The 25,434-nt window shown below is 57.5% G+C and carries 26 protein-coding genes; 10 read left to right on the forward strand and 16 right to left on the reverse strand.

From position 1 onward, the window contains the following. Window positions 1–4: 4 nt before the first annotated feature. The gene (infC, locus tag BCF46_RS12370) at window positions 5–520 is read right to left on the reverse strand and encodes a translation initiation factor IF-3 (protein WP_245990104.1); all 516 of its coding nucleotides are present in this window, start codon (window positions 518–520) and stop codon (window positions 5–7) included. 233 nt (window positions 521–753) lie between these two features. Here infC and BCF46_RS12375 point away from each other — a divergent pair, with 233 nt between their 5' ends. Further along, window positions 754–1,668, forward strand: coding sequence for a hypothetical protein (locus tag BCF46_RS12375; RefSeq protein WP_121024724.1), 915 nt, complete (start codon window positions 754–756; stop codon window positions 1,666–1,668). Window positions 1,669–1,775: 107 nt separating this feature from the next. Here BCF46_RS12375 and BCF46_RS12380 read toward each other — a convergent pair whose 3' ends face one another. From BCF46_RS12380 to cysG, 6 genes are all read right to left on the reverse strand, one after another. Beyond that, the gene (locus tag BCF46_RS12380; RefSeq protein ID WP_121024726.1) at window positions 1,776–2,621 is read right to left on the reverse strand and encodes a ferredoxin--NADP reductase; all 846 of its coding nucleotides are present in this window, start codon (window positions 2,619–2,621) and stop codon (window positions 1,776–1,778) included. 71 nt (window positions 2,622–2,692) lie between these two features. Beyond that, window positions 2,693–3,106 carry a DUF934 domain-containing protein gene (locus BCF46_RS12385; protein ID WP_121024728.1) on the reverse strand — a complete coding sequence of 138 codons (414 nt, stop codon included), beginning with the start codon at window positions 3,104–3,106 and terminating at the stop codon, window positions 2,693–2,695. Continuing rightward, complete coding sequence (locus tag BCF46_RS12390; RefSeq protein ID WP_121024730.1) at window positions 3,103–3,822, reverse strand: phosphoadenylyl-sulfate reductase; 720 nt, start codon at window positions 3,820–3,822, stop codon at window positions 3,103–3,105. The genes BCF46_RS12385 and BCF46_RS12390 overlap by 4 nt, the downstream gene beginning before the upstream one ends. Beyond that, window positions 3,812–5,476, reverse strand: coding sequence for a nitrite/sulfite reductase (locus BCF46_RS12395; protein WP_121024732.1), 1,665 nt, complete (start codon window positions 5,474–5,476; stop codon window positions 3,812–3,814). Before BCF46_RS12395 ends, BCF46_RS12390 begins: the two co-directional genes overlap by 11 nt. Further along, window positions 5,476–5,778, reverse strand: a complete 303-nt coding sequence (locus BCF46_RS12400) for a DUF2849 domain-containing protein (protein WP_121024734.1) — start codon at window positions 5,776–5,778, stop codon at window positions 5,476–5,478. Before BCF46_RS12400 ends, BCF46_RS12395 begins: the two co-directional genes overlap by 1 nt. Beyond that, window positions 5,775–7,154, reverse strand: coding sequence for a siroheme synthase CysG (cysG, locus tag BCF46_RS12405; protein WP_121024735.1), 1,380 nt, complete (start codon window positions 7,152–7,154; stop codon window positions 5,775–5,777). Before cysG ends, BCF46_RS12400 begins: the two co-directional genes overlap by 4 nt. Window positions 7,155–7,291: 137 nt before the next feature. Between cysG and BCF46_RS12410 the strand changes: the two genes are divergently transcribed. Next, on the forward strand, window positions 7,292–7,753 hold the full coding sequence (locus BCF46_RS12410) for an Lrp/AsnC family transcriptional regulator (RefSeq protein ID WP_121024737.1): 462 nt from the start codon (window positions 7,292–7,294) through the stop codon (window positions 7,751–7,753). On the opposite strand, the gene BCF46_RS12415 is transcribed toward BCF46_RS12410, so the two are convergent. Then, window positions 7,750–8,502 (reverse strand): DsbA family protein, encoded by a 753-nt coding sequence (locus BCF46_RS12415; protein ID WP_121024739.1) that lies wholly within the window; start codon window positions 8,500–8,502, stop codon window positions 7,750–7,752. The genes BCF46_RS12410 and BCF46_RS12415 overlap by 4 nt on opposite strands. Beyond that, window positions 8,503–9,876, reverse strand: a complete 1,374-nt coding sequence (locus tag BCF46_RS12420; protein WP_121024742.1) for a M20/M25/M40 family metallo-hydrolase — start codon at window positions 9,874–9,876, stop codon at window positions 8,503–8,505. Between the two features lie 177 nt (window positions 9,877–10,053). Between BCF46_RS12420 and BCF46_RS12425 the strand changes: the two genes are divergently transcribed. From BCF46_RS12425 to BCF46_RS12445, 5 genes are all read left to right on the forward strand, one after another. Then, the gene (locus BCF46_RS12425) at window positions 10,054–10,641 is read left to right on the forward strand and encodes a 5-aminolevulic acid synthase (protein ID WP_121024743.1); all 588 of its coding nucleotides are present in this window, start codon (window positions 10,054–10,056) and stop codon (window positions 10,639–10,641) included. A 128-nt stretch (window positions 10,642–10,769) separates the two neighbouring features. Next, window positions 10,770–11,993, forward strand: a complete 1,224-nt coding sequence (gene hemA, locus BCF46_RS12430; RefSeq protein WP_121024745.1) for a 5-aminolevulinate synthase — start codon at window positions 10,770–10,772, stop codon at window positions 11,991–11,993. 118 nt (window positions 11,994–12,111) lie between these two features. After that, window positions 12,112–13,323 carry a helix-turn-helix domain-containing protein gene (locus BCF46_RS12435; protein ID WP_121024747.1) on the forward strand — a complete coding sequence of 404 codons (1,212 nt, stop codon included), beginning with the start codon at window positions 12,112–12,114 and terminating at the stop codon, window positions 13,321–13,323. A 92-nt stretch (window positions 13,324–13,415) separates the two neighbouring features. Further along, window positions 13,416–14,543, forward strand: a complete 1,128-nt coding sequence (gene ispG / locus BCF46_RS12440) for a flavodoxin-dependent (E)-4-hydroxy-3-methylbut-2-enyl-diphosphate synthase (RefSeq protein WP_121024748.1) — start codon at window positions 13,416–13,418, stop codon at window positions 14,541–14,543. Next, on the forward strand, window positions 14,544–14,993 hold the full coding sequence (locus BCF46_RS12445; protein WP_121024750.1) for a DUF1499 domain-containing protein: 450 nt from the start codon (window positions 14,544–14,546) through the stop codon (window positions 14,991–14,993). Here the strand turns inward: BCF46_RS12445 and BCF46_RS12450 are convergent. Then, the gene (locus tag BCF46_RS12450) at window positions 14,990–15,223 is read right to left on the reverse strand and encodes a hypothetical protein (protein ID WP_121024752.1); all 234 of its coding nucleotides are present in this window, start codon (window positions 15,221–15,223) and stop codon (window positions 14,990–14,992) included. The two genes, BCF46_RS12445 and BCF46_RS12450, sit on opposite strands and share 4 nt — an antisense overlap. A gap of 54 nt (window positions 15,224–15,277) precedes the next feature. Here BCF46_RS12450 and prfA point away from each other — a divergent pair, with 54 nt between their 5' ends. The 3 genes from prfA (at window position 15,278) to BCF46_RS12465 (ending at window position 17,970) form a co-directional block, all read left to right on the forward strand. After that, entirely contained in the window at window positions 15,278–16,330 is a 1,053-nt protein-coding gene (prfA, locus tag BCF46_RS12455; RefSeq protein WP_121024754.1) for a peptide chain release factor 1, read from the forward strand. Further along, a complete protein-coding gene (gene prmC / locus BCF46_RS12460) occupies window positions 16,327–17,103 on the forward strand; it encodes a peptide chain release factor N(5)-glutamine methyltransferase (RefSeq protein ID WP_121024756.1) in 777 nt (258 codons plus the stop codon). Before prfA ends, prmC begins: the two co-directional genes overlap by 4 nt. A gap of 222 nt (window positions 17,104–17,325) precedes the next feature. Next, complete coding sequence (locus BCF46_RS12465; protein WP_121024757.1) at window positions 17,326–17,970, forward strand: DUF4167 domain-containing protein; 645 nt, start codon at window positions 17,326–17,328, stop codon at window positions 17,968–17,970. On the opposite strand, the gene rsmA is transcribed toward BCF46_RS12465, so the two are convergent. Genes rsmA through lptF form a run of 6 tightly spaced genes read right to left on the reverse strand, consistent with a single transcriptional unit; the run spans window position 17,971 to window position 25,426 of the window. Beyond that, entirely contained in the window at window positions 17,971–18,813 is an 843-nt protein-coding gene (gene rsmA, locus BCF46_RS12470; protein WP_121024759.1) for a 16S rRNA (adenine(1518)-N(6)/adenine(1519)-N(6))-dimethyltransferase RsmA, read from the reverse strand. Window position 18,814: 1 nt separating this feature from the next. Beyond that, window positions 18,815–19,777: a 4-hydroxythreonine-4-phosphate dehydrogenase PdxA gene (gene pdxA, locus BCF46_RS12475; protein ID WP_121024761.1), complete on the reverse strand. Its 963-nt coding sequence runs from the start codon at window positions 19,775–19,777 to the stop codon at window positions 18,815–18,817. Continuing rightward, window positions 19,774–21,030 carry a peptidylprolyl isomerase gene (locus BCF46_RS12480; RefSeq protein WP_121024763.1) on the reverse strand — a complete coding sequence of 419 codons (1,257 nt, stop codon included), beginning with the start codon at window positions 21,028–21,030 and terminating at the stop codon, window positions 19,774–19,776. The genes pdxA and BCF46_RS12480 overlap by 4 nt, the downstream gene beginning before the upstream one ends. Before the next feature lie 16 nt (window positions 21,031–21,046). Next, window positions 21,047–23,203, reverse strand: a complete 2,157-nt coding sequence (locus BCF46_RS12485; RefSeq protein ID WP_121024765.1) for an LPS-assembly protein LptD — start codon at window positions 23,201–23,203, stop codon at window positions 21,047–21,049. A 1-nt stretch (window position 23,204) separates the two neighbouring features. Continuing rightward, window positions 23,205–24,302: an LPS export ABC transporter permease LptG gene (gene lptG / locus BCF46_RS12490; protein WP_121024766.1), complete on the reverse strand. Its 1,098-nt coding sequence runs from the start codon at window positions 24,300–24,302 to the stop codon at window positions 23,205–23,207. Continuing rightward, the gene (gene lptF, locus BCF46_RS12495) at window positions 24,299–25,426 is read right to left on the reverse strand and encodes an LPS export ABC transporter permease LptF (RefSeq protein WP_121024768.1); all 1,128 of its coding nucleotides are present in this window, start codon (window positions 25,424–25,426) and stop codon (window positions 24,299–24,301) included. Before lptF ends, lptG begins: the two co-directional genes overlap by 4 nt. Window positions 25,427–25,434: the final 8 nt, after the last annotated feature.

The following is a 25,434-nucleotide window of genomic DNA, read 5'->3' on the forward strand; positions in this document are numbered from 1 at the left end:
CGGGTTAGGTCTTCAGAGGCCCGATCAGCATAATCATCTGACGGCCCTCCATTTTCGGGAAGTTTTCAACCTTGCCGTGGCCTTCGATGTCTGCGGCGACGCGTTCCAGCAACTCACGCCCCAGATTGACGTGTGCCATCTCGCGGCCACGGAAACGCAGGGTGACTTTCACTTTGTCGCCATTGTCGAGAAACTTGAAAACATTGCGCATTTTCACGTCGTAGTCATTGGTATCCGTGTTCGGGCGGAACTTGACCTCTTTGATCTCGATGATCTTTTGCTTCTTGCGGGCCTCGGCCTCTTTTTTCTGGGTTTCGTACTTATACTTGCCGAAATCCATGATCTTGCAAACAGGCGGGCTGGCGTTTGGTGAGATTTCTACCAGGTCAAGCCCGGCTTCATCGGCCATGGCCATCGCTCGGGCGGGCGTTACTACGCCCACGTTTTCACCTTCTGCGCCAATAAGGCGAATTTCATCAGAGCGGATGCGGTCGTTGACGCGCGGTCCGGTTTCACGCACGGGTGGCGCATTGTGTGGTCTGCGAGCTATGGCCTGAAGTCCTTCTTTGGTTTCAATTGTTTCGAGACGTCAAAATAGAGGTCATAGGCCCGTCCTACAAGTCGGTTTTCCGCCCATTTGCTCCAGACGGGGAAAAACTCTAGCGAAACCCCGTTGTAACCGGCAATCCTATGCCATAGCTCGTCGCAGAAGGTGGGGGTCATCCCTGCACAATCAAAGGGACTAATTGAATTATGCAACGTGGAATTATTGTCATCGTCGTGCTCGCACTGATTGGTGTGGGCGGTTATGCTTGGATGAACAAAGATGGCGACGCCATGGATGCTGTGAAAGAAACAGCTGGCGACGCAACATCCGCAGTTGAGGGTGCAGTCGATACGACCACCGAAGCTGCGTCCGATGCTGCAGAAGCCACAACCGAAGCTGTGACCGAAACTGTTGAGGGCGCTACCGAGGCAGCGTCTGACGCAGTTGAGGCGACCACCGAAGCTGCCTCTGACGCTGTTGAGGCGACAACCGAAGCTGCTTCTGATGCTGCCGAAGCTGTTGAGGGCGCGGTAGAGAACGCAACCGAAGCCGCCTCGGATGCGGCCAATGTTGTTGCAGACACTGCAACTGAAGCGACTGAGACGGCAACTGACGCAGCATCCGATGCCGCAAATGCAGTAGCTGACACTGCTTCTGATGCAGTCGAGGCCGCAAGCGATGCGGCAGAAGCAACAACCGAAGCGGCGAGCGACGCTGTAGACACCGCAACAGAGACAACCACAGAAGCAGCCTCTGATGCGTCGAACGCAGTGTCGGACACCGTGTCTGATGCAACCGAAGCGACCACCGAAGCCGCAAACGAGGCTGCAGATGCAGCGTCAAACACTGTGGATACAGCCACCGAAGCAGCCACAGAGGCGACAGACGCCGCTACCGAAACTGCCGCAGAAGCCACTACCGAGGCCACCGCAGCCGGGGACACGGCTGAGGCGCTGACAGTTGACGGCTTTGACTACGACAAAGTGGTCGAGATGGTTGAAGGCTCGGAAATGAACGCGTTGATGAAGTCCACACTGAAAACTGGCTTGGAGAAAGCGCGGGACAATCCGGAAATGTTGTCTGGTATTCTGGACCAAGTCAAAGCGGCAATGGGTCAATAAACCTTGTCGCAGTGCTTGGCCCTTGTCGGGCCGAGTGCCGCGCCAAAAAAAACGCCGCGTCGGATCATCCGAGGCGGCGTTTTTTATGTGTACTTCTGTGGAAGGCCTCAGCCCACAAAGGCTTTTTCGACCACGTAATGCTTGGGATCGCTATTGGCACCTTCCTCTAGACCGAAGCCTTCGAAGATTTCCTTGAGGTCCATATTCAGGCCGATGGAGCCACAGACCATCGCGCGGTCGGTCTCGGGTGACATGGGGGGAACGCCCAGCTCCTCGAACAGCTCGCCCGAGCGCAGCTTGTCCGTAACGCGGCCCATCTTCGGGCTCTCTTCGCGCGTGGTCGTCGGGTAGTAGACCAACTTCTTGAGGTTTTCCTCACCGATCAACTCGCCCAGCAATTCGTCGGTGCGGATTTCTTCGATCAACTGGCGGCCATACTCCAACTCTGCAACTTCGCGGCAGGTATGGGTGATGATGACCTCGTCATAGTCCTCGTAAGTTTGCGGGTCGCGCAACAAGGACGCGAACGGCGCGAAGCCGGTGCCGGTGGCAAAGAACCACAACCGTTTGCCCGGAAGCAAAGCGTCATGGACCAGCGTGCCAACGGGTTTGGGGCGCAGGATGATTTCGTCACCCACTTTGATGTGTTGCAGCTTGGAGGTCAGCGGGCCGTCCTGCACCTTGATCGAGTAGAACTCCAACTCCTCATCCCAGCTGGGGGAGGCGATGGAATAGGCCCGTAGCAGCGGTTTTTGCTTGCCGGTGTCTGGGTTCGGGTCACCCATCAGGCCGATCATCACGAACTCGCCGGAGCGGAAGCGCAAAGACGCCGGGCGCGTCACGCGAAAAGAGAACAGGCGGTCGGTCCAGTGCTTCACCTCGGTGACGGTTTGGGCGTCGGGCAGGGTGGGGACGGCTTTTACAGGTGCGTTCATAGCGGTTACTTCATTCATGGCAATTGTCCGGCGAGGCATACCCTCACCGGCCTTTCTAGTGATCTTTGACCAAGTGTTAAATAGGACGTTCAGCCGCGCAGGCGGGCTTGATAATTGTGCGCCTTCCAATCGGCCCGCGCGAGCCATTGTTTCTCGGGCTGACGCGCGGCAAGGTCATCGTCGACCTCAATCTCATCAAATCCTGAACGACGCGCCATAGCGTACTGGTCCGCGATGACATGGCCCCGCGCACGTAGACGCCCGTTGAACCCCATCAGGCGCAAATTGCGCGCAATGGTGAAACCGCGTCCGTCGGCAGAACTGGGGAAATCGACGCGGATCATCTTGATCTTGCCCAAGCGGTTGGCCAAACCCAGCGGATTGGCGTCCGCAGGGATATCTATGCAACACGGTGTGTCATTGGCGGGCATATCCGCCAAAGCGGTAAAGCCGCGGTCCCAAGTGTCGGGGGCGAATCCGGTGTCTGTGATGATCGTGCTCATGCTGCGTTCTCCCGTCTGACGACTTTGCCATCCACAATGTGAATGCCGCATTCGGATTTCTCCATACCCCGCCAGCGGCCAGCGCGCGGGTCTTCCCCTGCGGCGACCTTGGTGGTGCACGGTGTGCACCCGATGGAGGTGAAGCCGCGTGCCACCAATGGGTGGCGGGGCAGGTCGTGCTTGTCCAAATAGCTGGCGATTTGAGCCGTGTCCCAGCTGGCCAAAGGGTTCACCTTGATCTTGCGGTCCTGTTTTTCATACAACGGCAGTTGCGCACGTGCACCGCCATGCGCCCGCTTGCGACCGGTGATCCAGCCGTCAAACTCTGCCAATGCCTCTTCCAGCGGCTGAGTTTTGCGCAAGGAACAGCAGGCGTCAGGGTCGATGGTGTGCAAAATGCTGTCGACGTCGCTCTCCAGCAGTTTTGCACGTGACGGGCGAATGACCCGCACATCGGTGAGCCTCAAAAGGTCCGCGACCTCGCGCTGATAGGTCAGTGTTTCGGGAAACAGCATCTCGGTGTCCAGAAACAGGATGGGCGTGTCCGGTGCTATCTGGCTGACCATATGCAACAGCACGACGCTTTCAGCGCCGAAGCTGGAGACCATGGCCACGCGCCCGATTTGTACGTCATCCAAGACATGTTTCAAGATTGTCTCAGCGCCGCTTTTACGGTGCAGGATGTTGCGGCGTTCGGCGAGTTCTTTAAGCGGCATCGGCTTTGACCTCCGGATACAGGGCGGCTTTGAACGGCGCGAGGCCGAGGCGGCGATAGGCGTCGATGAAGCGTTCGTTTTCATCCTCACGGTTTTCCAAATAGGCACCAATCAGCCGCTCGATGGCTGGCACAATCTCGTCATATGCGAAGCCCGGTCCGGCGCGTTCACCTACGGCCGCGGTCTCGGTGTGGTCGCCGCCAAGCGTGATCTGGTAGTTCTCCACACCCGCACGGTCCAAACCAAGGATGCCGATATGGCCCACATGGTGATGGCCACAGGCGTTGATGCAGCCCGAGATTTTGATCTTCAGATCACCGATTTCATGCTCCAGCTTCAGCTCGTCAAACCGCGTTGCGATTTGCTGCGCCACAGGGATCGAGCGGGCCGTTGCCAGCGCGCAGTAATCCATGCCGGGGCAGGCGATGATGTCGGAAATCTTACCGATATTGGCGGTCGCCAGATCAACAGCCTTCAATCTGGCATAGATCGCAGGAAGGTGCGATTTGTGCACGTGGGGCAGGATAACATTCTGCTCATGGCTGATACGAAGTTCGTTATGTGCAAGTTCGCGGGCAATCGCAGCCATCTCACGCATCTGCGCGGAGGTCGCATCGCCGGGTGTTTCGCCATGCTTTTTGATTGAGATCGACACGATGGAATAGTCGTCGTTTTTATGCGCCGTCAGATTGGTATCCGCCCAAGACCGGAACACCGGATCGGTGTGATAAGCGTCCTTGAAGGCCGCGACGGAGCCGGTCTTGAACTCGGGCAGGGCGAACTGTGCCTCGATGTCTTTGAGCATCTTTTGATCAACACCACCGAACTGAGGTTTCAGCAGCGCGAAACGCTCCTCCACCAAGTCGCGGATGGTCTCGATTCCGTTCTCGTGCACGGTGATCTTGATACGGGCTTTGTATTTGTTATCGCGACGGCCCAGCAGGTTGTAGACGCTGACGATGGCCTCGCAATAGGGCAGCAAATCCGCCTTTGGCAGAAACTCCCGCAGCACTTTGCCAATCATCGGCGTGCGACCCAAACCGCCGCCTACGATGATTTCATAGCCTTCTTGACCGTCTCGCGTCAGCAAGCGAATGCCGATGTCGTGTGCCTTGATCACGGCGCGATCATTTGCCGAGCCTGTGACAGCCAGCTTGAACTTACGGGGCAGGAATTGAAATTCGGGGTGGTCGGTGGACCACTGGCGCAGCAACTCAGCCGTCGGGCGCGGGTCGGCGACCTCGTCCTTGGCGGCACCGGCAAAATGGTCTGCGGTGACGTTGCGGATCGTGTTGCCGGAGGTTTGGATGGCGTGCATGCCAACCTCGCCCAAGGCGTCCAGCATATCCGGCACGTCCTTTAGTTTCGGCCAGTTATACTGGATATTTTGACGTGTGGTGAAGTGGCCATAGCCCTTGTCCCATTTGTCTGCGATGTCGGCCAATACGTCCATCTGGCCACCATTCAGCGTGCCATAAGGGATCGCCACACGCAGCATATAGGCGTGCAATTGCAGGTAGAGGCCGTTCATCAACCGCAGCGGCTTGAACTCGTCCTCGGTCAGGGAGCCGTCAATGCGGCGTTCCACCTGGGCGCGAAACTGGGCGTTGCGTTCCGCGAGAAAGTCGCGGTCGAAGTCATTGTACTGATACATTAAAATAACTCCGCCTGTTTGCCGTGGTTGTAATTGGATGGGCCGCGGGTGCGGAACTCTTCGCGAAAATGCGTGGGCTGCGGGATGCCGTCCTCCAGCGCCACGTCGATCAAGTAGACACCTACGACCACGTCAGGTTGCGAACTGCCGTCTAGCAGGCGCAGATCGCCATGGGCCAAGTCCTCGATCACTTCGGCGTCGGCAAGTTGGCGCGACCATTGATCGTCAGCGGTCAGGTATACCACATCGCCTTCCAGCAACGCATTGGCGGTGACGACTTTTGGGGTAAAGGGCTTGCTCATATCGCAGCCTCCAATTCGTGTTGCTGTGCGGCGTTGAGTGCCGCGCGGGGGGCGAGGCCAAGGAAGACCAGCGCGGGGCCGGTCAGATTGGCTTGGGTCAAGGTTGGCTCCAACTCGCCCAAGGTGGTGGCGAGGATGCGTTGATCGGGGCGGGACGCATTCTCGATCACCGTCACCTGCGTCAGCGCGTCGGCCCCGTGCATCAGCAGGCGGCCTTGGATGAAGCGAGCGGACTTTTTGCCCATATAGATCGCGGCGACTTCGCCTGCGCGGGCGAGGGTTTTCCAGTCGTGATCGGCAAAGCCCTTGGTGTCGTGGCCCGTGATGAAGCGCACACCAGAGTTGCGACCGCGTTTGGTGAAGCTTTGGCCGAGGGCCGCAACCGCCGCAGAGGCAGAGGTGATGCCGGGCACGATACTCCACGCGACTCCGGACGCTTCGCAGGCTTCGATTTCCTCGTCGAGACGGCCAAATACGGTCGGGTCACCTGACTTGAGGCGGACCACATGCGCACCGTTGCGGGCGTGGCTGACGATCATCTCGTTGATCGCGTCCTGTGTCACCGACGGGCCAAAGCCTTCCTTGCCAGCGGACAGCATGATGGCCTCGCGACGGGCCAGTTCCAAAATTTCAGGGGCGACGAGGCGGTCATAGATCACCACATCGGCCGCATCCAAAGCCTTGCGGGCCTTCAATGTCAGCAGCTCGGGGTCACCGGGGCCAGCACCAACTAGATCAACACGTCCTTCTTTCCCGTGTGCGGACAGGTGTTTGTCGAGCAACGCGTCCAACGTGGTTTTGGCGTCTTCGCTGGTTGCGATATCTTTGGAGTAATACTCGGCCCAGAACTCGCGACGCTTTACACCAAAGGGCAGGGCCTCGGCCTTCGCGCGGAAAGCTTTGCCGATCCGCGCCATCAGGCCCAACCGTGGGGACAGACGCTCTTCGATGTCTTTCTTGATTGCGCGCGCCAAAACGGGGGCAGCACCTTCGGTGCCGATTGCCACGACGACAGGATCACGATCCACCATGGCGGGCGTGATGAACTGACTGTCCTCCAAGTTGTCGACGATATTCACCAAGGCCCCTTCGCGATTTGCCAGATCGGCCACGCGGGCGTCTTCGGCATCATTTTCGTTCGCCGCGTAGAACAGGCGGGCGCACAAAGCGTCGCCTGCTTCCATCGGGCGTGCGATCAGGGTCAGGCGGCCTTTGGCGGCCCATGATGCGATCTCGGGTGCGGGGTTGCTGGCGATCACAGTCAGGTTGGCTTCAGTCTTGAGAAGCAGCCGTAGTTTCGCCAAAGCGGCCTCGCCTCCACCTGAGACGACCACGCGACGACCCTCAAGGGCCATAAAAATCGGAAAGTGCTTCATGTGAGGCGTCCTTCGTTGCTTGTCCCCATATTTAGAAAAATTTCCTAATAAAGCCTACCCATGCGGCGCAATAAGGAATAATGTTCGGTTTGTGGTGAATTTGGGAACACATGTTTCGCAATGGAAGGAAAACGGGAATGGCAGCACAGGTAGACGCAATGGACCGGAACATCCTCGCGCAACTGCAAGAGGACGCTTCACAGAGTCTTGATGAAATTGCGCGAAAAACGGGCTCTTCCAAGACACCAGTCTGGAACAGAATCAAGAAGTTGCGTGCTGCCGGGGTGATCCGTCAGGATACCGTGGTTCTGGACCCTGAGAAGCTGGGGCTGGAGGCGTGTTTCTTCGTGCTGATCCGCACGTCAGAGCATGAAAGCGATTGGCAGGAGAAATTCCTGCAAGCGCTTCAGGCGCGCCCCGAGGTGCTGGAAGCGCACCGGCTTGCAGGTGACATTGATTACATCTTGAAGGTGAGGGTGGCCAACGCGCGCGCCTATGATGTGTTCTATCAGGCGCTGATCTCGGAAGTCCGGATTTTCAATGTCACTGCCTTGCTGTCGATGGAGGAGATCAAATCAACGACCGCATTGCCTCTTTAGCACAGGCGTGAGCGCGTGCTTTCAATCTCGACCAGTCTGTTCAAGCTAGCGGGGCTGATCCTGCCGTAAACGGCGGTGCGCCCCACCACAAGAAAGGGCGTACCAATCACCCCAAACATGTCCGCGACTGCTTTGGAGCGCCGCAAGGTCTGCGTAATCTCGTCACGTTCCATATCGCGGAGAAGCTGGGAATGGTCGACGCCAAGCGTTTCTGCCAAAGTTTGTATCAGGCCATCCCCGATCCGCACCGCGCCGGTGTTCAGACGTTTATGAAACTCAACATAGGCACCCTGATACCCCGCAGCGAGCGCGGCGCGCGCACCAAGAAGTGACGTCGGGCCGAGCAGCGGCAATTCATGCCACACAATACGCGACGGGTGCGCGGTGTCGCGTTCCTGAGCGATAAGGTCTTTCGATAGAACTCGGCAATATGGGCAGTTGTAATCCGAGAAATAGGCCATCGGGACGACATCGGCCGGTACGTTGGCATATAGCTCCTCGCATAGCTGACGGCGAGATAGTTTCAACGGGCGGGCAGACACCTCGTCATCTAGTCCGACAAATGGATCAAATACCCCAGTTGTCTGGTTTCCGTTTGAGATAATCCGGCGAAAACCTGTTGGGGCCTCAAGCGCCACAAACTCCGGCTCTTTGGCGAACCAATCTGCGACGGTTTCTCGTTGGGTTCGGATGAGTGCGTAGGCAGTGGCAAAACCACCTAGCACCAACAACCCACGCCGAGAGGCCATCTACTTGCTCATTGCATCCAAGACACGGACCCAGGACCGGATGCCTTTGTGAAAGCTCGACAGGTCATATTTCTCGTTGGGCGAGTGGATTTGGTCATCATCCTTCGCAAAACCGATCAGCATGGCATCCATGCCTAAAATATCCTTGAAGTGGCCGGCAATCGGGATTGAGCCGCCACAGCCCACGAAGGCGGCGGGATTGGGCCATTCATCTGACAGGGCAGCGCGGGCTTGCTCGAATGCCGGGTGATCGGTGGACATCTCGGAGGCTGAGGATGCGCCATGACCTTTAAATTCAACAGTGCAATCTTCGGGTAGTTGCGCCTCAACGAAGGCACGGAACGCTTCACGCAGCTTCAACGGGTCTTGCCCCGGGACCAGCCGGAACGAGATTTTCGCACTAGCCTGCGACGGCAGCACTGTCTTGAAACCGTCTCCCTGATAGCCACCGGATATGCCGTTCACCTCGCAGGTGGGGCGGGACCAGATCATTTCCAAGCCGGTGCGTCCATGTTCACCTGCGGGCACCCCAAGCCCGACTTCGCCGAGGAATTCCGCGTTGTCAAAACCCAAATCGTTCCATTGCTGAGCGATATCAGTGGGCAACTCTTCCACCCCATCATAGAATCCCGGCACCATGATTTTGCCAGAAGCATCGTGCAGGCTGGCGATGATCTTGGACAACACGCGGATCGGATTGCGGGCGATGCCGCCATACATACCGGAGTGCAGGTCTTTGTTGGGGCCTGTGATCGTCAACTCTTCGCCCAACAACCCGCGCAAGCGGGTGACAATGGCCGGGGTGCTGTCGCCGAAAAGGCCCGTATCGCAAATCAAGGCGATGTCAGCTTTCAACTCATCGGCGTTTTCTTGCATGAACGGCACCAAGGACGGCGAGCCGCTTTCTTCCTCGCCTTCAAAGAACAAAGAGATTTTGGCGGGTAGCGAGCCATGCACAGCTTTCCACGCGCGGCAAGCTTCGACGAAGGTCATCAACTGGCCCTTGTCGTCCGACGACCCGCGGCCACGAATAACTGGACCTTTGTCTGTGTCTTCCAAGTGAGGTTCGAAGGGAGGATTGCTCCACAGGGCCAGGGGGTCAACCGGTTGCACGTCATAGTGTCCATAGAACATCACATGAGGGCCTTCGCCCTCGGCGTGCGCGACAACCATCGGGTGGCCGGGAGTGGGACGCTTGGAGACGTCAAATCCGATGCTTTGCAGGTCGTCCACGAGCCAGTCGGCGGCTGCGTCGCAGTCGTCTTTATACGCCGGATCGGTTGAGATCGACGGTATCCGTAGCAAGTCCAATAGTCTGGCAACGGCGGATTCCAAATCCCCGTCGACCTGATCCAATACGGTGTTCAGTGTCATAGTCATCAGCCCCCATGCCGAATTATTTGTCCATAACGTTATCAGTCATAGCGGTGCTGTCCAGCAACTACCGGCAGTTTTGACGGCTATCGAAACAATGCTAATTCACCCTTGAGACTGGGGGCATTTTGGCGCGTAATACCGGTTAACAATAACCTATATCTGGGGGTATCTTGCATGGTTCACACTCTGCGTAGCGGCGCAATGGCGTTAGTGCTGGTTGGATTGGCTAGCAGTGCAGCGGCTGAGTCGCTGAGTTTCAAAGAGGCCCGCAAGGCGTTGCCGAAGGGCAACCGTACTGTTGCAGAGTTGCCCGACGCCTCGTTTCTGGACGAAAAGCAGCAGGCAATTGTGTTGTCTCTGAAAGACTCTATTCCGTATTTCGGTGCGTTGGCGCTGTCGCCAGACGAGGGGTTGTTTGTCGAGTGGCTCAACGCCTCTGGGCAGCATCATTCGATCGAGGCGGCCCGTGCCGCGGCACTTAAGCATTGCGACAGCAACAAGAAGGCATCATCTGCCAAATGTGTGGTGGTTTTGGAGGTTTCGCCGAAAGGGGCAAAGTCAAATGCGCCCTTGAGCTTGTCTGCCGAAGCCGCAGCAGCTTTGCGGGGGAACTATCGCAAGCTCAAAGCCCCTAAAGCGTTCGCAATTTCTCCAAGTCAGGGGACTTACGGCATTGCGGGCGGGGACGGGGCAAGGGCGCTGGCAGCCTGCGCAAAGTCGGGCGCTGGCGCGAAAGATTGCGTGGTGGCCGTCGCGGATTAACCTCCTCGCCGCCCTGCGATCATCTAACTTTTTTGTGGGGCGGCAAAATGTAGCCTATTCTAGGGTGTGTAAATTCGCTAAATGCGGTAGAACTGTTCTAATGCCACAGCAAGAAGGCTGCCAAACCTGTGACTTATGACTCTGCGCTCGACACTGCTTTGCAACGCCTACACGACGAAGGCCGCTACCGGACCTTCATTGATGTGGAGCGGGCGCGCGGCAACTTCCCTCATGCGGTTTGGACCAAACCTGATGGGACGACGCAGGATGTGACGATCTGGTGCGGCAATGACTATTTAGGTATGGGGCAGCACCCCGTCGTATTAGCCGCGATGCACGAGGCGCTCGACGCCACTGGCGCAGGTTCTGGCGGGACGCGAAATATTTCCGGCACGACTGTATATCACAAGCGCCTCGAGTCCGAGTTGGCCGATTTGCACGGCAAAGAGGAGGCGTTGCTGTTCACCTCTGCCTACATTGCTAACGACGCGACCCTGTCCACTTTGCCTAAACTTTTCCCTGGATTGGTGATCCTCAGCGACGGTCTTAACCACGCTTCTATGATCGAGGGCATTCGCCGAAATGGCGGCGCAAAGCGCATCTTTAAACACAATGACTTGGACGATCTACGCGCCCAACTTGAGGCCGTGCCAGCCAATGTGCCAAAGCTTGTCGCGTTCGAGAGCATCTATTCAATGGACGGTGACTTTGCACCAATTAAAGCCATCCTTGATCTGGCTGACGAATATAACGCGCTGACTTATATCGATGAGGTTCACGCGGTTGGCATTTACGGCCCGCGCGGGGCCGGCGTGGCTGAACGCGATGGCCTGATGGATCGCATCGATATCATCAACGGGACACTTGCCAAGGCTTACGGCGTTATGGGCGGCTACATCGCTGCATCCGCTAAAATGTGTGATGCCATAAGATCTTACGCGCCGGGTTTCATCTTTACAACGTCGCTTCCGCCTGCTGTGGCGGCTGGCGCCGCTGCCTCGGTGGCGCATCTGAAAGCTGACACGGCTTTGCGCAAACAACACCAAGACGGGGCTGCCGCATTAAAGCTGCGTTTGAAGGGGCTTGGACTGCCATTGATCGACCACGGGTCGCATATTATTCCAGTCCATGTGGGTGATCCGGTGAAGTGCAAAATGATCTCGGATCGCCTGTTGGACGATCACGGGATTTACGTGCAGCCGATCAACTTCCCGACCGTGCCCCGCGGTACAGAGCGGTTACGTTTCACACCGTCTCCAGTGCATGGATCAAAGCAAGTTGATGCACTGGTGCACGCTCTGGACGAGCTGTGGTCCCATTGTGCGCTGAATCGCGCCGAGATGGCTGGTTAACCGATTTTCTGCACTGCAACACGCGAGCGTGATGTGTTAACGTCGCTTCAATGCGGTCGCGTGGGGACGAATCGATACCGCATTCTTTGGGATAACGGATAACAGCGGGCAGACGCGAATGTTGGGGCGAAACAAACAGCCCAAATCGGAAAAAACCGAGGAAACTCGGGGTTTCGACGCGTTTGAAATGCGCCTCGGCGACATGATGCGTGGCGAGCGCGCGACGTTAGGCAAATCCCTTCTGGATGTTCAGCGCGAACTGAAAATCAAAGCCACCTACATTGCCGCCGTAGAGAACTCCGACCCTTCGGTTTTCGAAAGCCCTGGATTTATTGCCGGGTATGTTCGTTCTTACGCACGCTATCTGGGAATGGATCCCGATCAAGCGTTTGAACGCTTCTGCCAAGAAAGCGGGTTCGCTGGCGTTGAAGGACTGTCCGGGGTGTCTGCATCGTCCCGCAAGAAGGGCAAGGCCCGTCCCAAAGCTGTGGGGGAAGAGGCGATCATTCGACCAGCCGCTCCCTATGCGCCATCGGGCGAGAGCATTTTTTCCAAAATCGAACCAGGCGCAATCGGGTCCATCGCAGTGCTGTTCGGCCTGATTGGTCTGATCGGGTATGGCGGCTACTCCGTGCTGCAAGAAATTCAACGCGTCGAATTCGCGCCTGTCGACCAATCGCCGAGCCTTTCGACCGATGTCGCTTCGCTGTCGTCGGCCCCTACGGCGTCTGGGCAAACTGAAGTTGCTGCGGGTTTTGTCACCCCCGCGCCGGATGCGTTGGACCGATTGTACCGGCCTCAAGCACTGGAAGCTCCCGTGTTGACGGCGCGCGACGGACCAATTGCAGCGCTTGACCCCAATTCGATCGGGACATTGATTAATGAGCCGGATCCACGACTTACCGCCGACTCTTTAAGTCGCACAGCAAACGACGCACCTACGTTGCAAACTCCGCAAGTGCTGGCAGAAAGCGTCCAAAATGTGGTGCTATTTGCCACGCGCCCGGCGTGGGTGCGAATTTCAAACGCTGACGGATCGGTGTTGTTCGAGAAGATACTAGACGCGGGGGAAACCTATGTTTTGCCACATACCGACGACGCCCCAATTTTACGCGCAGGCAATTCTGGCTCGCTGTTTTTCAATGTTAAGGGTGAGACTTACGGCCCTGCAGGTCCCGGTACATCTGTGGCAAAGAATGTGGCACTTGGCGTGGATGCGATCACCGAGAATTACGCGGTGGCCGACACAACGGATTCGTTGTTGTCCGATACCTTGACTGCCATGGCTTCGACCCCGTTGGTCGATCCGACGGCGCCGACAACCGAGTAAACACCGGATTATTCTGGCGCACACGTTGCGACCCTCACGTGCGGGGGCTATATCTCCTGATAACAGCAGTAATTCTAAAAGGCTTGCAGCCCATGTCTTCCCTTCATTCCATCCGCCCATGGCGTCAGATCGACCGCCGCAAATCCCGCCAGATCATGGTTGGAAATGTGCCAGTTGGGGGCGACGCGCCGATCACAGTGCAAACTATGACCAATACTGACAGCTCGGACGTGGCGGCGACCGTTGCTCAGGTGCAGGCTTGTGCTGAAGCGGGCGCGGATATTGTGCGCGTCTCCACGCCCGATGAAAGCTCTACCAAGGCGCTGCGTGAGATCGTAAAAGAGAGCCCGGTGCCAATCGTGGCCGACATTCACTTCCACTATAAACGCGCCATTGAAGCCGCCGAAGCGGGGGCTGCTTGCCTTCGCATTAACCCGGGCAACATTGGTGATGCATCCCGTGTCCGCGAAGTCATCAAGGCCGCGAAAGACCACGGATGTTCCATCCGGATCGGGGTGAATGCAGGCTCTCTGGAGAAACATCTCCTTGATAAATATGCCGAACCTTGCCCTGAGGCGATGATCGAAAGCGGGATGGATCATATCCGCATCCTGCAAGACAACGATTTTCACGAGTTTAAAATCAGCTGCAAAGCCTCGGACGTCTTTCTTGCCGCCGCCGCTTATCAAGGGTTGGCGGAGATCACGGATGCACCGATCCATCTGGGAATTACCGAGGCCGGTGGACTGACTTCCGGCACCATCAAATCTGCCATTGGCTTGGGCAATCTGCTGTGGAGCGGTATCGGCGACACTATTCGGGTGTCGTTGTCCGCTGACCCTGTTGAGGAAGTCAAAGTCGGCTACGAAATTCTCAAATCTCTGGGCCTGCGCCACCGCGGCGTGAACATCATTTCCTGCCCGTCCTGCGCACGACAAGGCTTCGACGTGATCAAAACAGTTGAGGCGTTGGAGAAACGTCTGGAGCACATCAGAACCCCCATGAGCCTTAGCATCATTGGTTGCGTGGTCAACGGGCCGGGCGAGGCGTTGATGACTGATGTAGGTTTCACCGGAGGCGGGGCGGGGTCCGGGATGGTGTATCTCGCGGGCAAGCAAAGCCACAAACTGAGCAATGACCAGATGGTTGAACATATCGTCGAACAGGTCGAGAAGCGCGCGGCCGAGATAGAGGCGACGCAATCCGAGGCGGCTGAATAGGTGCTCAAATATGCAGCTCTAGCGCTAATCTTGTTGGTGATCTCCGCGGCCGCCGTCGTCCGCCTGCGGCCGATCACGCCCGAGGCGTGGCATGTCGACCCGGAGGCAGTCGCCAGTAAGGGCGAGGCAGGGCATTTCGCGGTCACTAAGGACGGAGATATTGAGCCTTATGTGGTCCAAGGTACTATGTCGCAAATTGCTGATGCTTTGCAGGCCCGCATTGAGGCCACGCCCGGCACGACGTTGTTGGCCGGCGATCTGAAGGAAGGTTTCGCGACCTACATTACGCGCTCCAAGCTCTGGGGCTTTCCCGATGTCACCAATATCAAGCTAGAGCCAATGGGGGATCAGACTGTAGTCCACATGGCCGCGCGTCTGGTGTATGGGAAGGCGGATTTAGGGGTAAACGAGGCGCGCGTGCGCCATTGGTTGGGGGCGGTGAAGGGTTAGCCCGTCACACAACTACCACCAGTTTCTCGCCACATCGGCACGTTCAAAGCCATCTCGCAGCGCGCCATAAAGATGCGTCCGCCCACGCTGAGGCAGCGGTTTTCACCCAACTCTACGCGGGCACCGGATTTGTCGGTGCAATAGCATTCGACAGTCTTGCCCGAAGGCGATGTCACATCCGCGCTAATTGGAAGGGCCAGCACGGTGAAAGCCAATACATATTTCCACATGCTACATAGATTAGCATACTTGACCCCAATGCGCCAAATGTTCATCAACGACCCATGGTTCCATTGGACAGACTTCAGCAAATCACCGAACGGTTTGAATATCTTGAGGCGCGACTCGCCTCCGGGGACACTGAGGATTTCGCGGGGATCTCTCGGGAATATTCAGAGCTTAAGCCAGTCGCCGATGAGGTCGCGGCTTACCGCCAATTGCTCTCTGACATCGACGAAGCTCGCGTCATGATGGACGACCCCGAAATGCGCGAGCTTGCGCAAGAGGAGTTGCCAGCGCTGGAGGCGCTACTGCCGGGTGCGGAAGACTCGATCAAGCTGGCGCTTTTGCCCAAGGACGCCGCCGACGCACGTCCCGCCATGCTGGAAATTCGCCCCGGTACAGGGGGGGACGAAGCGGCGCTATTCGCGGGTGATCTGTTGAACATGTATCGCCGCTACTCGGAAGCGCGCGGCTGGACGTTTGATCTGATCGAGTATCAAGAGAGCGAGTTGGGTGGCGTAAAGGCGGTCACAGCCCACATCAAAGGGCAAAACGTGTTTGCCCGGTTGAAGTTTGAAAGCGGTGTACACCGCGTACAACGGGTCCCTGTTACCGAGAGTGGCGGGCGGGTTCACACCTCTGCTGCGACCGTTGCGGTTCTGCCGGAAGCGGAAGAGGTCGATGTCGATATTCCGGCCAGCGACCTGCGCTTAGATACAATGCGGGCATCAGGGGCAGGGGGACAGCACGTGAACACCACCGACTCTGCCGTGCGGATTACCCACATCCCGACAGGTATCATTGTCGTCAGCGCCGAGAAATCGCAGCACCGCAACCGCGAGATTGCGATGCAAGTGATGCGCACGCGTTTGTATGATCTTGAGCGCCAGAAGCTGGATGACGAACGCTCCGCCGCGCGCAAAAGCCAGATTGGCACTGGCGATCGCTCGGAGCGCATCCGCACCTACAACTTCCCGCAAGGGCGCATGTCGGATCACCGCATCAATCTGACGCTCTACAAGCTAGATCAAGTCATGCAGGGTGATCTGGACGAAATCATTGATGCACTGACTGCCGATGCCCAAGCACAGATGCTGGCCGAACAAGGCCTATGAGCGACGCGCTGTCTTCGGCAATTGTGCGGCTGCATGAAGCGGGGATACCTGATCCATCCAACGAAGCGCGTAAGTTGGAAGCCCTTGCAACGGAGCAGGGCGTGGATTTGGCAAAGCTGGTCGCCCGTCGCGCAACCTATGAGCCGTTTTCCCACATCGCAGGTCGGCGCGCGTTCTGGAAGCATGATTTTTTTGTTTCCAGCGATGTTCTAGACCCTCGCCCCGACACCGAAACTCTCGTCGAAGCCGCGCTAACTTTGCCCTTTGACACTATTCTGGATTTGGGGACCGGCTCTGGATGTATCCTGTGTTCGCTGTTGGCAGAGCGCGTATCGACCACTGGCCTAGGCACTGACATTTCCGCCGAGGCGCTTGACGTTGCGCGCCGCAATGCGGAACACACAGGCGTTTCTTCGCGAGCGACCTTCATAGAGAGCGACTGGTTCGCCATGGTGGGCGAACGCTTCGATCTCATCACCTCAAACCCGCCATACATTACCGAGATGGCCTATGCTGAGTTGCACCCGACAGTCCACCGGTTCGAGCCGCGCATAGCGCTGACACCGGGTGGGGACGGGTTGGCAGCATATCGCGTCATTGCATCAGACGGTGCGCAATACCTGACGCCGGACGGCTACGTTTTGGTCGAAATAGGGTTCGATCAGGGCACCAGCGTTCAATCTATCTTCAGAGCAAACGGATGGCGTGATGTCGCGTGTATCCCCGACCTGAACGGCAAGGATCGTGTAATCCGCGCAAAAGCGCCAAAATAGCTTTGAAATGCAGCGAATTCCCGCGTTTCGCCACAGAATCAGCTTGCAAATGACAGGCTTGGCTGCTTTTGTCTTCCGCAGTAGGACGCAGGCGTTTCAATTGCCCCCTACGCTTAAGCCCAAAATAAGGTCTCAATCCTAATGTCATGGGGACGCCGCGAGCTAAGAAGCGGTCAGGATTGATCACAAGACCAAAGCGCTAACGGCTGGAACCCAAAACTCATGAGATCAACGAAGTCCCGCTCGCGCGGAAAGAACCGTAATAACAACAACCGCTCTGGCGTTAATGTCGTCAATCGGGTGTTTGATAGCTCCGGCCCAGAGGGCAAGGTGCGCGGTACCCCGCAGCAGATTATCGAGAAATATCAGCAACTGCACCGTGATGCGCAGCTATCAAATGACCGCGTTGCTGCGGAGAATTTTTCGCAGCATGCAGAGCATTACGCACGCATGCTTGGCGAAGCGATGAAAGAGCAAGAAGCCCGTCGCGAAGCGCATGAGGCGCAGCAGCAAGCGCAGCGTGAGCAACAGCAAAAACGCGACCAGAACCAAAGCCAAAATCAGAACCAAAATCCAAACCCAAATCAGAACCGTGATCAACCACGCCAGCGCTCTGAAGAGCGGCAGCCGGATGTCAGGGTGGATGACATGTCGCCCGCAGCGCTTGCCGCGGCTGCCGAAGCCCGCGCGGGCGGGGGCAGTCAATCGGACGTGATTGATCTTTCTGAAAACTCCGGCGACAGCGGTCTCGTGGAAACGGTAGAGGCGGCGCCCAAGCCTGCCCGAAAACCGCGTACCCGCAAGCCCAAAGCCAAGCCTACGGATGAGGGCGAGGCCCCAAAGGACGAAACACCTGCAGCTGAGTAATTAGCTGCGGGCCATTTCGCGGGCTAGCGCACAAAAAGCTTCCAATGAAACCTGCTCTGCCCGCTCTGTGGGCGGAATACCTGCGGCGCGCAAACGGTCTTCGATGTCTGGGGACAGCGCCTTTAACGCAGATCGCAACATCTTGCGACGTTGATTGAATGCCGCTGCGACAACACCCGAGAGCACCGCTGCATCCGCCTCAAAACGAGGCTTCTCCAGTGCTGTCAAATGAACCACGGCAGAATGAACTTTCGGGGCAGGGACGAATGCCTCTGGCGGCAGCTCCATAACGATCCGTGCATCCGCCCGCCACTGCGCCAGTAGCGCTAACCGCCCGTATTTCTTGGTTCCCGGTGCAGCCACGATCCGTTCCGCGACTTCTTTCTGAAACATCAGCGTCAGGCTTTGCCAGAAGGGAGGCCAGTCTTTCGGGGTAAGCCAGCGTACCAACAGCTCGGTCCCGACGTTATAGGGCAGGTTCGCCGCCACGCGGATCGGGGGATTTAGGTGTTCCAAAGGGTTTATCTCTAGCGCGTCGCCTTCGATAACGAGCAACTGTCCCGGATAGGCGTCAGAAATCTCCGCCAACGCGGGTAAGCAGCGCGGGTCTTTCTCCAAGGCGAGCACCCGACGTGCACCTTCAGCCAGCAGACCACGGGTCAGGCCACCGGGGCCGGGGCCAACTTCAAGCACATCACAGTCAGACAAGTCGCCCGCCTGCCGTGCGATTTTGGCGGTCAGGTTTAGATCCAGCAGAAAGTTTTGCCCAAGGCTCTTCTTGGCCGACAACTCATGGGCACGGATCACCTCCGAGAGCGGGGGAAGGCCGTCTATTTGTGTCATGTCATCCTCGCTTGTCCGCCATATCCCACGCCATGCGCAAAGCCGCGATGGTGGAGGTCGGATCGGCGAGACCTTTGCCCGCGATGTCAAATGCTGTGCCATGGTCGGGCGAGGTGCGAATGAAGGGCAGTCCCAAAGTGACATTTACTCCACCCGCGAAGTCTATCGTTTTGATCGGGATGAGCGCTTGGTCGTGATACATGCAAACGGCTGCATCATAGCCCGCACGGGCCTGTGCATGGAACATCGTGTCGGCGCTCATCGGGCCGGAAAGGCGCATTCCATCTTGCGACAACCGGTCCAGAAGAGGAGTGATCAGCGTGATTTCCTCGGTGCCCATGGCACCGCCTTCGCCGGCATGAGGGTTCAGACCAGCCACTGCCAGGCGCGGCTCGGCAATCCCGAAGTCGCGCTTTAGCGCTGCTTCTGTGATGCGAAGCGTGTCTTCTAGCAGTTCAGCCGTGAGTGCCGTCGGAACGTCAGCCACCGCGATATGGATTGTGACTGGAACGACGCGCAAGTCGGGGCACGCCAGCATCATCACCACACGTTCGACCCCGGCTAACGCGGCTAGATACTCAGTGTGTCCCGGATAGGCAAAATCTGCGCCGTCCTTCAGCGCTTTCTTATGGATCGGCAGGGTGCACAGCGCCGAAGCGCCACCTGAGCTGACCAGATCAACCCCGCGAGCAATCACGTCAATCACCCCTTGGGCATTGCGTGGGTCCGGCGTGCCTGGAACAGCGTCACCGTCGAAGTCATGGTGTAGCAAGGGCAGCGCGGTTTCGAGGCCTGTTACGTCATCAAGAGAGGCTACTTCAGTGACTGTGCCGCTGACATGACGGCGGTCAGCGAGCAGCACCATAGGAACGTCGCCGTGGAGGGCATTGAAAGCTGAATGCGCGATCTCAAGGCCAACCCCCGCAGGCTCGCCGCAGCTCACCACTACGGGGCGTTTGCTCATTGCTCGACGATGATCGCGTCTGCGCGCAGCTCTTCAAGATAGCTATCTGCAAAGGACGTGATGCGTTGGTTGAACAGTTGCTCGCGAACACGCGCACGCAGATCAACTTCTTCGCCATTCTCGTCCAGTGGAATATCCAAGGTCCGGCCACAAAGCATCAGGTAGACCAAAAACTGACCGTTCTGACGTGTCAGAGCGGTGGACACCTCGTTGCTGTCGAGCTTGGCCAGTTCCAATGATATATCGCCCGGAACCTCTGCGGTTGGTAATACTGTGCGCTCGAAATACTCAGATGGTAGGTCTTTAGCGGGGGCATAAAGATCATCACAGGTGTCGTAACGGTCTTCAAAAGACTTCGCTTGGGCCAATGTTTCTGGGGTGCGACCGCCGGGGAACAGTACGGTGACATATTCCAGCGCCTGCGTTTCCGGCGATGCGGCTTCGGTTTCCTCTAACCCGCGCAGCTGGAACACGCCTACAGCATTGCCGAGGCTAAGCGGCTCGCTCACTTCACCAGGTCCAAGGGTCAGGACTGCCGCGCGAAGTTGTGGCGGCACGTTGCCCAAGGGCAGCCATTCAAGACGCCCGCCACGTCCGCGCGTAGGGGACGCAGAATAGCGTCGTGCCGCTGCGCTGAATGCGCTTTCGGATTTGATGGTTTCGGACAGGCGTTGCGCCAACGCTTGATTTCGCTCTGCAACTTGCGGGGTGAGAGGCAAGACAATTTCGGCCAACAGCACGCGGGCGCCGCCAGCGGAGCCTTGCAGAGCCATCGCGCGGTCGACTTCCGGCTCGGTCACTTGGCTGCGTGCACCAAAGCGCCCTTGAACCAACTCGCGCCACGCAAGACCAGCAGCTACAAAATCACGAAAGGTCTCTGCGCTAACGCCAGCTTGGCCTACCGCTTTGATGAATTCCTCGGCGGACAGGTTGGCCCGGCCCGCAAACTCCTCCATACCTTCGGTAATTTGTTCCTCGGTTGGTGAAATCCCCGCGCTTTTAGTCGCTGTTAGACGCAGCCGGTCATCGATGAGCCCCTTGCGGGCCTCGGTCGTAGGACTGCCGGGGGCACGTAGGACAGTGAGCAACAGTTCGCGCTGCTGCAGCTCATAATTGGTGATCACCAGATCGTTCACCGTAATGGCGGTCTGGAATAACCCTTGCTGCTGCGCATTTGCGGCGGGGGCAAGTAAAGCCAATGCCGTAAGCGTGAAGGCAAGAATTCGGGTCAGGAGCGCATGTATCGGGATCATCTTATCTGCTCTGTTGTTATCCGTTGCACTGTCTGGCGAAGCTGGCCCCGCCGATCCCTCGCGCGCCGAAGCCCGCAAGTTGAACCGACAGGCTAAGGTCCGTCGTTGGTGACACACTAGTTGAAGTCGTGAAGCGGCGCGAGACCGAAAGGTCCATTTTCGCGCATTCGTTTTGGTAGCTAATCCCAAGCCCTGCCTCGGTGGTGCGGTCATCGACAAAGTCGTAGCGCAGCTCACTGGATAAGGTCCAGTGTCGCGACACGCGATAAGCCCCCTCAAAGGCCAGTTCCGATGTGTCCTTGGGGCGGCCTTCGGTAGTATCTGCCTCTAGCCATGCAAAGGTCGACGCCAGCTGGAATGTGTCGGTCGTCCACCCCAAACGCATCTCGTTGCGCGCAAAGGAAAACTCGTTATCGAAGATCGCGCGGTTGATCAGGTCGAATCGCTCTCCCACTTGCAATTGAGCAGCAACGAGCCAGTCTGACTTTGAGCCAGTCAGGCCAGTGGATGCGGAAAACTGGTTGAGATTGTCTTGCCGCAAAATGCGTCCGACAGTCAGCCCCAACTTCCATCCAGAATGGCTTTCGCGGGTGTAGGTAAGACCGAGATTGAGCCGGTTACCAAGCTCACGATTGTCCACGCCCGGGGATCGAGAAAACTCGAAGATGTTAGCTTCATCAAACTCCACCAGCAAACTGTCCTCGTTGTCGATCTCGCCGCTGACGTTGTTCTTGGACAGAACCAATTGAACCACAGGCTCTAGCAGATGGGCCGCGCGCTCCCCCTGACGAAGCATCGGCCAGCGCCATTCAACGGCGGCGTAAGGCGTAACCTCGACCGTATCATCGAATGCAAGTGCGGGGTTGGGGCGCGGTTGCCGGATTTTGTAGCCGTCAACGAAAATTGCGCCTTCGGCTGCAATCATCATTCCGTTGTTCCAAATCCAATCCCGTCGCCACTCGGCAGAAGTCGAAATGCGAACCACGTCGCGCGACAATCCGGAATTGGTCGGGTCGGTATCCGCGCGCCTGTAGTGGCCATGCGACTGTGCCGTCAGCGTGGCGATTCCACCTAATGACGACGGCGCGAAGCGTTTCACATAGGTCGCGTCACCTACTAAGGTCGGTAAGGTGCGGTTGTCGGCACTATCGCGCAGTGATTTGTAGTGGATCAGCTCTGCGCCAATATACTCGTCGCGGCTCGCCCGCTCGACGGAGATGGCGCTGTCGAGGATGTCCTTTTCGGAATATCCGTAAAGCAGCAGGTAGCCTGCGTCCGATACCAGTTCCACATCAAACTTGCCGGTGAAACCGCGGCCCAACGCGAATGTTCCATCGGCGAACAGGTAGCTGCGTGCATCGAGGCCGGTCAGGTTGTCATCAGTTACTGCGCCATTCAGTTCTATTTCGCCATTCGCGAATTTCTGGCGGTAGCGTGCCTCAAGGGTTTTGGCCCCCTTGCTGGTCACCCAGGGTGTTAGCGTGATGTCGGCATGCTCGCCCAGTGTGAAGAAATACGGTGTCCGCAGCCCCACGCCCAAATCGCCGTTGGAGCGCAGCTCGGGGAAAAGGAACCCGTTTGCGCGCTTCACAGTCGGATCGGGTAGGCGCAGATAGGGAGTGTAGAAAACGGGCACCCCAAGAACGCGGAGGGTTGCTTCATCAAAGTATATCTGCCGCTCGGTCGCGTCGTGAACCACGCGTTTTGACCGGATTTCCCATAACGGCACAGGATCATTCTCGCAGATATGACAGCTTGAGGCGATGGTCTTGTAGAACTGAGTGTAACGCCCTTCGCTGCGCCGGATTTCGGCGGCGGCGAGCTGCAATTGACGGGCATAGACGACCCGTGCGCTTTTGAGCACGCCGTCTTGCAGGTCACCGGATAACTCTGCGAACTCAGCAGCGATGAGCGTGTCGGTCTGGTCAATGATGTAGATTGGGCCTGTGACCACCAGCGTATCGGTTTCACCGTTATACGAAATCGATTGAGCCCGAAGCCGAACCCCGTTTTGCAGGATTTCCACATTGCCGGCGGCGCGCAATTCCTGCGTGCCGCTGGCAAAGACCACGCTATCAGCCACAAGGCTCGCCGTGTCGGTGGCGTGCTGCTGCCCAAAACCGGGGCCCGCAGCAGTTGCGGCCATAAGTAAACCAAACAGGGCCGCACGCATGTCAGCCGTCCTCCGTATGCAACAACAGGCCCAAGGACAGGAAAATTCCAGCCAAAGGTGGGGCCCATGCTGCAACGAGTACAGGAATTTGACCGTTCTGGCCAAGTACCTGCGCGAAGTTTCGTAGGAAGAAGATGCCAAATCCCATCAATACGGCAAAGAGGACCATGAGACCCGTGCGCCCAAAGCGGGTATGGCGCATCGTGAAACCGGCACCGATCAGAACCATGGCGGCCAACAGCACAGGGTTGGCAAGTTCCATATTGAGCCATACGCGGTGTTGCAGGGCCGAAAATCCGGCGCGATCCAGCTGGCGAATGAATTTCGGCAATTCCCAGATCGGGATCGACGACGGATTGCCGAAGCTGTCGCGAATTTGATCACGGGTCAGGTCAGATTTCACGTTGAGTTTTGGGTGAATGACTGCCCCGGTTTCAGGGTTTTCCAGATCAGAGAAGGTCCAGCGTTTGGCCTTGGACAACACCCAGTTCCCCGGCTCCAGCAAAGCTTCGGCGGCCTCAATGCGGTAGCTTATCGACCCGTCCACGCTAAATCCGTAGAAAGTGACGTCGAAGAAACGCGTGCCATCTAGATTGGAGCGTGCCGCGCGGATAACCACCTGGCCTCCAGCACTCGCCTGTCGCAACCACAGCCCTTCTTCGGAGACCGAAGAAACGGACCCGCCAGTGTTGGCATAGCTATTCGAGACCACTTCAAACTTTTTGGAGGTCGCCGCCACGATAGGGTTCAAAACTGCTACGCCAAGTGCGCCGAAAACCAATGCGGTTAGAACCGGTGCTGCCAAGGAACGCAGGGCCGATCGGCCCGACGCACGGGTTACCACCATCTCTGAAGATCGTGCGAGGCCAAGGAAAAGCGTGATCGTCGCCAACACCACCAACAGCGGCAGCATCCTGTACATCGTGTCAGGCGCGTTGAGAAGCGCCAGCTGCCCGGCCTCCACGACGCCCACCTGCTCGCTGTCGAAGCGGCGCATCTGTTCCACCAAATCAATCAGCAGCACGATGCCGAAGAAGACCCCGAACACCAAAGTAAAAGACCACATGAAGCGACGAGCGAAATAGAGGTCCAGCCTCATGTTGGCACCCCTTTGGGAGTGCGCCCGCGCAATCGCTTCACCGAGGTTGAATAGAGCAAGGCCGCAGCGATCAGTGCACCCACGGCAGGGGCGGCGTAGGCAAGCCAGAAGAGTGCGGCGTCTTTGCGTGCGGTTTCTTCTGCCACGTTCGAAAACATTTGGACCAGAATGATTAGCACGACCGCGACAATCACTTGCCGCCACACCCCGAAGCGCGAGAAGCCACCAAGCATCAAAGTGGCAAAACCCATGAGAGGTACAACAATCGCCAGCAACGACTTGGCGAAACGGTCATGCGCCTCAAACAAGAAATCCGGCAACTCGCCATGTGCGGAAGCCAGATCAGCCTCGGATGGATTGAGCAACACAGGCGTCGGCAATTCTCGCAAGTCGCGGTTCCGCGCGCCATCGGGACCTATCAACGCACCAATGTCGTATGCAAAATCGACGAAGGCCACGGTGGATAACCGGCCTGTCTCGGGGCGGAATGTCTGTGCCAACCCATCGCGCATCACAAGACGAGGGCCAGTATCTGCGCGCACAAGAAAAGCACGCTCTGCGGTGTAGGTTACAACGGCGGCGGGATCGCGACTATCCTCCAAGAACAACTCCTCCAACTCGCCCAAATCGGTAATATTTCGAATATAAACGGAAATGTCGGAGGTTGGATGCAGGAACTGGCCTTCCTTAAGGAATTGGGCCGTGATGTCCTTGGAAATTTCCTGACTACGCCCAGCCAATTCGGTGCGCGCAGCGGGTACAAGCACATGGGCCAGAACCGCGACCAATAGAGCAACCAACACGCCGAAGTAGATCACGGGGCGACCGATGCGCAAGGACGATGCGCCCGCAGTTTGCAGCACCACCATCTCGGAATCCGAACTCAGCCGGTTGGTCACATAGACCGCTGCTACAAATGCCGAAATCGGCAACACAATCAAAATAACGTAAGGCAGTGTCAGCAGGGTGAATTCCAAAAACACCAGTGCAGTCTGGCCATCGCTGATCAGTTGATCGAACAGGCCGATCGCGCGGTTCACCCAATAGACTGACACCAAAATCAGGGAGAAAAAGCCGAACAGCACCAACAATTGCGACAGCATGTATCTGTCGAATCGCGCCAAGCCCTGTC

Source organism: Litoreibacter meonggei, from assembly GCF_003663885.1.
Lineage (GTDB): Bacteria > Pseudomonadota > Alphaproteobacteria > Rhodobacterales > Rhodobacteraceae > Litoreibacter > Litoreibacter meonggei.